This window comes from Paraburkholderia sp. (genome assembly GCF_035501035.1).
Classification (GTDB): Bacteria; Pseudomonadota; Gammaproteobacteria; order Burkholderiales; family Burkholderiaceae; genus Paraburkholderia.
Window position 1 is genome coordinate 1 of record NZ_DATJWR010000081.1, and the last position, 5,779, is coordinate 5,779.

At 67.3% G+C, this 5,779-nt stretch carries 4 protein-coding genes and 1 pseudogene; 4 read left to right on the top strand and 1 reads right to left on the bottom strand.

Going from position 1 to position 5,779, the window contains the following annotated elements; translation table 11 throughout:
- The first annotated feature begins 358 nt into the window (after positions 1-358).
- The 3 genes from VMJ11_RS05690 (at position 359) to VMJ11_RS05700 (ending at position 4,509) form a co-directional block, all read left to right on the top strand.
- The gene (locus tag VMJ11_RS05690; RefSeq protein ID WP_325617812.1) at positions 359-1,774 is read left to right on the top strand and encodes a hypothetical protein; all 1,416 of its coding nucleotides are present in this window, start codon (positions 359-361) and stop codon (positions 1,772-1,774) included.
- The gene (locus VMJ11_RS05695; protein ID WP_325617814.1) at positions 1,771-3,021 is read left to right on the top strand and encodes a glycosyltransferase; all 1,251 of its coding nucleotides are present in this window, start codon (positions 1,771-1,773) and stop codon (positions 3,019-3,021) included. Before VMJ11_RS05690 ends, VMJ11_RS05695 begins: the two co-directional genes overlap by 4 nt.
- A 270-nt stretch (positions 3,022-3,291) precedes the next feature.
- Positions 3,292-4,509 (top strand): polysaccharide biosynthesis/export family protein, encoded by a 1,218-nt coding sequence (locus VMJ11_RS05700; protein WP_325617816.1) that lies wholly within the window; start codon positions 3,292-3,294, stop codon positions 4,507-4,509.
- A gap of 61 nt (positions 4,510-4,570) precedes the next feature.
- Here the strand turns inward: VMJ11_RS05700 and VMJ11_RS05705 are convergent, their stop codons facing one another.
- A complete protein-coding gene (locus tag VMJ11_RS05705; protein WP_325617818.1) occupies positions 4,571-5,131 on the bottom strand; it encodes a DapH/DapD/GlmU-related protein in 561 nt (186 codons plus the stop codon).
- 348 nt (positions 5,132-5,479) lie between these two features.
- Between VMJ11_RS05705 and VMJ11_RS05710 the strand changes: the two are divergent.
- Positions 5,480-5,779: pseudogene (locus VMJ11_RS05710) on the top strand (hypothetical protein); the annotation flags it as partial.

The following is a 5,779-nucleotide window of genomic DNA, read 5'->3' on the forward strand; positions in this document are numbered from 1 at the left end:
AGCTCGATCGCGCGCGCTCGCGCTGGCGATTGTGCGCCGTGCAATAGCTTCATGACGCTTCCCTCGCTCGATCCGTGCCGAATCTCTGGACAAAAAACGCCGACGAACATACCGCTGCCGACCCCATCATGCGCACGCGCGTCGTGCAGCGTGCGCCAACTTCCCGGCGTTCTCGGACATGTGCGCGGTGCCCACGTGGTGCCGGATCAGAATGTTCCTTCTGCCGCCACAACCCCGTCACTTCGCGCCACGCGCATGCGCAAGCCGCTCGCAGCGTTTTATATTGAGTCGAGCCATCGCATGCGACGCGTTTGCCGCGTGCGTACTTATGCAATGCACCGCACCGGGAGAAACGCCGATGCGAAACAAACATACCGTTGTGTGGATCTGGCTGTGCCTCGTGCCCCTCGCATTCGACTACAAGGCACCCAACTCCCAGTTCGGCCACAGCGCGCAATGGCTGGCCGTCTTTCCGGCTATCGCGGGGGCGGCCATCCTGGCGATGATCGGCCCGCGCTTCGCGCGTGCGTCGCGCCTGCGTTCGTTCGTGACTTGCGCGCTCGTGCTGAGCCTCGTGGGCAGCGTCGTCGCCCAGTTGCTGCAGCACAACCCGGTCGGCCAGTACCTGCGCGTGATCCTGCCGTTCCTGCTGTTCGTGCTCGGCTACTTCGCGACGTGCCGCCCCTGGCACCCGATACGCCTCGCCCAGATCCAGCGCGCGCTCTACTACGCGAACGTGATCGGTCTCGTGTTCACGTTCCTTTTCGGGGTGTTCGCGGTGGGCGGCCCGCTCGCCGACATCCGCTTTCGCATCGTCTCGCCGACGATGCTCGCACTGCAGGCCATGTTGCTGCATCAGTTCATCGTCGCGCGGCGCTTCACGATGACGATGGTGCTCCTGTTCATCGCCACGCTCGTCGTCGAGCTGCTGAGCGTCACGCGCAGCCTGCTGCTCGCCACCGTGCTGCTCGCCATGTTCGCCGCGTGGCTCGCCTCGCCGTCGTTCAGCCATCTGATCAAGTCGTTCGTGCGCACCGGCGTGGCGCTTTCGTTCATCGTGGCGCTCGGCGTGGGAACCGCGTGGCTGTTCCCGTCCATCACGAACCACTGGACACAGCGCGTAACGGCGGCGGAGAACCAGGACTCCGACCGCGACCCGACAACGGTCACGCGGATCGCGGAGATGCGCGACCAGTACGACCAGGTCATGGAGTCGGGGCAATCGCTGCTGTTCGGCAAGGGCTATGGCCACGTGTACCGCTATTCACCGATCTACTATCCCTATGTGAGCGAAACGTTCAGCAAGTCTGATTACTTCGACGCCAGCGACTGGGTGGCGGGCCACAACTTCTGGGAGTACCAGTTCTATGCGGAAGGCCTGGTGTTCGGCGCCTGCATGCCGCTCGCGGTAATCGTCGCGCTCGTCGTCGCGGGCTGCGCGTTCCGGCGCTGGCACCGCATCGCGCCGCGCCACCCGCTGCTCATGCCGTTGAGCATGTCGATCCTCGTGCTCGCGGCGCTGCCCGGTGCGTCGATCGGCGGCAATCCGCTCGGCACGCGCTTTTCGGGCCTCGTCTACGGCATCGCGCTCGGACTCATCGTCGCGCTGTACTCGCAGCTTCATTACCGCATCGACCTCGTGCGCAGACGCCAGCACCTGCATCCGTCCTACCGGCACGCGCGCCACGAACACGCCGAACCCGTTTTCCGACCCACGGCGCCCCCGGCGGCGCCGGTGCCGCTCAACACTTACGCGACCCCGGAGCCCCGATGAAAATCCTGCATCTCGTGTCCACCGTCGACCCCCGCTCGGGCGGCCCGATCGAGGGCGTGCGCCAGAGCGGCCTCGCGATGGCGGCGCTCGGCCATCAGATCGAAGTGGCATCGCTCGACCCGAACGACGCCCCTTACGTGCGCGAGTTCCCGCTCTCGCTCCATACGCTGGGCCCGGGCCGTGGGCGCTACGGCTATAGCGCGGGCTATGTGCCGTGGCTGCGCGCAAACGCCGGGCGCTTCGACGCGGCGATCGTGCACGGACTATGGCAATACCATGGCTTTGGCGCGTGGCGCGCGCTGCGCCACACGCAAGTGCCCTACTACGTGTACACGCACGGCATGCTCGACCCGTGGTTTCGCCTCACCTACCCGTTCAAGCATCTGAAGAAGTGGGCGTACTGGCCGTGGGCCGACTACCGCGTGCTGCGCGACGCCAGCGCCGTGATCTTCACGACCGACGAGGAACGCCTGCTCGCGCGCGAATCGTTCTGGCTGTATCGCGCGAACGAGCGCGTGGTGCCGTTCGGCACCCGCGCGCCTCGCGAGGACGCGCACACGTTGCGCGAGGCGTTCCTGCGCGAGTCGCCGCATCTGCAGAACAAGCGCATCGTGCTGTTTCTGGGGCGTCTGCACCCGAAGAAGGGCTGCGACATGCTGGTGCACGCGTTCGCCGCGCATGCGCGCGAAGTGCCGGACGCGCACCTGCTGATGGCGGGCCCCGACCAGAGCAACTGGCAACCCGCGTTGCAGGCGATCGCACGCTCGCACGGCATCTCGCACCGCATCAGCTGGCCGGGGATGCTGCAGGGCAACCTCAAGTGGGGCGCGCTGCACGCGAGCGACGTGTTCGTGCTGCCCTCGCATCAGGAAAACTTCGGCGTTTCGGTAGCGGAAGCGCTCGCGTGCGGCCTGCCCGTGCTGCTCTCGGACAAGGTGGGCGTATGGCGCGAAATCGAGACGGATCACGCGGGCTTCGTCGCGCCCGACACGATCGCGGGCACACAGCAGCTCTTCGCGGCATGGCGCAATCTGGACGAGCACGCGCGCACGGCGATGCGCGCGCAGGCGCGGCGCACGTTCGACACGCGCTTCGCGATGGACGGCATGGTGCGCTCGCTGCTCGGCTTGTTGCAGGAGCATCCGTCGCATGCCGGCACGCGTTCACGCGCGGGGCACCCGATGAGCGCGCTCGCGCGCGTCGATCCGGCGGAGCCCACGGAACAAACGGCGTCGGCACAAAACTGAGCGCGGCGAGCGGCGATGCGATGAATGGATGAATGGCCCGCCGCCCGCCCGCGCAGCGAACAGCGCCCAGATAAGGGATAGATAGGGATGGTTAAGGATTGGCAGGGGTGAGAAAGCAGCGCAGCTGAATCGGCAAAAAGCAGAACGAAGAGCAAGCGCTGCACTTTCGTAGCAATGTGCGAATCCTGTGAGTGAGGGGGCAAGGCTATGTTACAGAACATACCTGTTGATTCAGACGGTTCCGGCGCGCAGTCCGCCGACGAGCGCGCAATGGCACACACGCAAGAGGCGCTCTCATGCGATAGCGCACGCGGCCATCGCAGGGCATCGGCGGGCCGCGCGTGGATGGCAATGGCCGCCGTGGTGGCGCTCACGGCCCTGATCTCGGGCTGCGGGATGTCGCCGGGCATGTCGGCGCCTTCGAGCGTCACGCAGGCGAAGGCCGCCACCGACGCGGCGCGCACCAGCGGTGGCAACAACGATCAGCCGCCGCCGGGCGCGCTCGTCGAGATCAACAACGAGTTGGTCGCCAAGCAAGCGTCGTCGAGACCGACGACGGTTTCGCCCGACGTCGAGAAGCTGTTCGGCACGCCCAAGCCGTACACGCTCGGGCCCGGCGACGTGCTCAGCATCGTCGTGTGGGACCACCCCGAGATGAACCTGCCGACGACGTCGTCGAACAGCAGCGCGTCGACGGACCAGAGCACGAGCCAGATCGTGTCGGGCTATACCGTCGACTCGACGGGCTCGATCCAGGTCGCCTACGTGGGCGCGATCCACGTGGCCGGGCTGACCGAGTTGCAGGCGCGCGACCTCGTGTCGAGCAAGCTCTCGTACTACCTGAACAAGCCGCAGGTGACGCTGCGCATCGAGGCGTACCGCAGCCGCCGCGTCTACGTGGACGGCGAAGTGCGCACGCCAGGGTTGATGGTGCTCAACGACATGACGATGTCGCTGCCCGAGGCGATCAACCGCGCGGGCGGCTTCACGGCGACGGGCGACCGTTCGCGGGTTAGCGTGACGCGCGGCAAAGAGACGATCATGGTCAACATTCCGGACATGATCAAAAAAGGCGTGAACCCGGACAACATCCTGCTGCAGAACGGCGACCTCGTGCGCGTCTACTCGGAGAATGAAAGCCGGGTGTACGTGCTGGGCGAAGTCGGGCACCCGGGCCCGCTGCCGTTCGACAATGGCCGCCTCTCGCTGAACGACGCGCTCGGCGACGCCGGCGGCATCAGCCAGGGATCGGGCGACGCCTCGCAGGTCTATGTGGTGCGCGGGCAGAAGGAAGGGCACCGGACGGTCTTCCACCTCGATGCGTCGACGCCGGAGGCCATGGCCACCGCCGACGAGTTCGAACTGCAGCCCAACGATGTGGTGTTCGTCGACGCGTCGGCGCTCGTCAAGTGGAGCCGCGTCATCAACCTGATCCTGCCGAGCACGCAGGCGGCCGCGGCGGGCCGGGTGGCCGGTACACCTTACTAGCGCAGGGATCGTGCGTGAGCGGGCCTTGCGGCCTGCTCACGCCATGAGCGACGCGCTCGCACTACGGCTGCTTGCCGTCCTCGAAGCGCCAGCGGATGAAACGGCACGGATTGCCGCCATACACGCCGCCCGCTTCGAGTGACCGATGCACGACCGAGAGCGGCGTGACCACCGCCGAACGCCCGATCGTCACCCCCATCTGCACGACGCATTTCGACGAAACCCATACGCCGTCCTCGATCACGATCGGCGCGACGTGCAGGTCCATGTTCGTGCTCATGTCGTGCGACCCGGCGCTCAGAAACGTGCCCTGCGAAATGCACACGTTCGAGCCGATGCGAATGGGCGCCTGGTTGTAGATCCACACGTCCACGCCTATCCAGCAGTTGTCGCCGAGTTCGAGATTCCACGGCGCCTTCACGCGCATGGGATGCACGAGGCGGCACCCCTCGCCGACGGTCGCGCCAAAGAGGCGCAGCAAGCCCACGCGCAGCGCCGAGAGCGGCAGCAGGCGGTTGTCGAGCACGCAGGTCTCGAGCACGTACCACACGGCCTGAACGAGCTTTCCGCGGCGCGCGACGTAGTTGCCCTTGCCCGCGAGGCTCAAATCGATCACGCGCATCTCGGGGCGCGCAGACTGTGGGGCGTGCGGCTGCGCAACACCCGCCGGCGACACCTCGGGGGCCCCGCCTGCGAGCCCGCCAACGCCGATGCTCCCGATACCATCGATCGCTTCCGTCATGAACGCTCCTTGCCCGTTCGGGTCCGTTCGTGCAGGCTGCGAGCCCATGCCGCCCGCGTGCTGGAATGCATCGGGGCTGCCTCGGGCCACCGGATCATTATCCGGCGCCCGCCACACTGCCTCGCACGCCTGGCCGACGCAGCCGGGGTTTTGGCGCAGCCGCGCGACGCGGCATGGGCACCATAAGGGCATGGCGCCGCGTGGTTCGCGGCGCGCAAGGTAAAGGCCATGTCCATGCTCGCTCGCCGGTCCCTGTCGGACGCTTGCCCGCCCCCCGCACGCGTGGCGCGCACGGGCGGCATGGCTCGCGGCGCGGCGCCCTACGTGCTCGCCGCCGCGCTGCATGCCGCGTGCTGCGCGTGGCCATGCACGGCGCTTGCCCAACGCACGGCGCCTGGCGGCGCATCGTCCGCATCGGCTGTCGACCAGCCGGCCAACAGCCAGTCCTCGCCCGCTCAACGCGAGCCGTCCGACGAGCAACGCCTGCTCGGCGGCCCATCCTCCGCAGGCGGCAGCCCCTATAGCGCC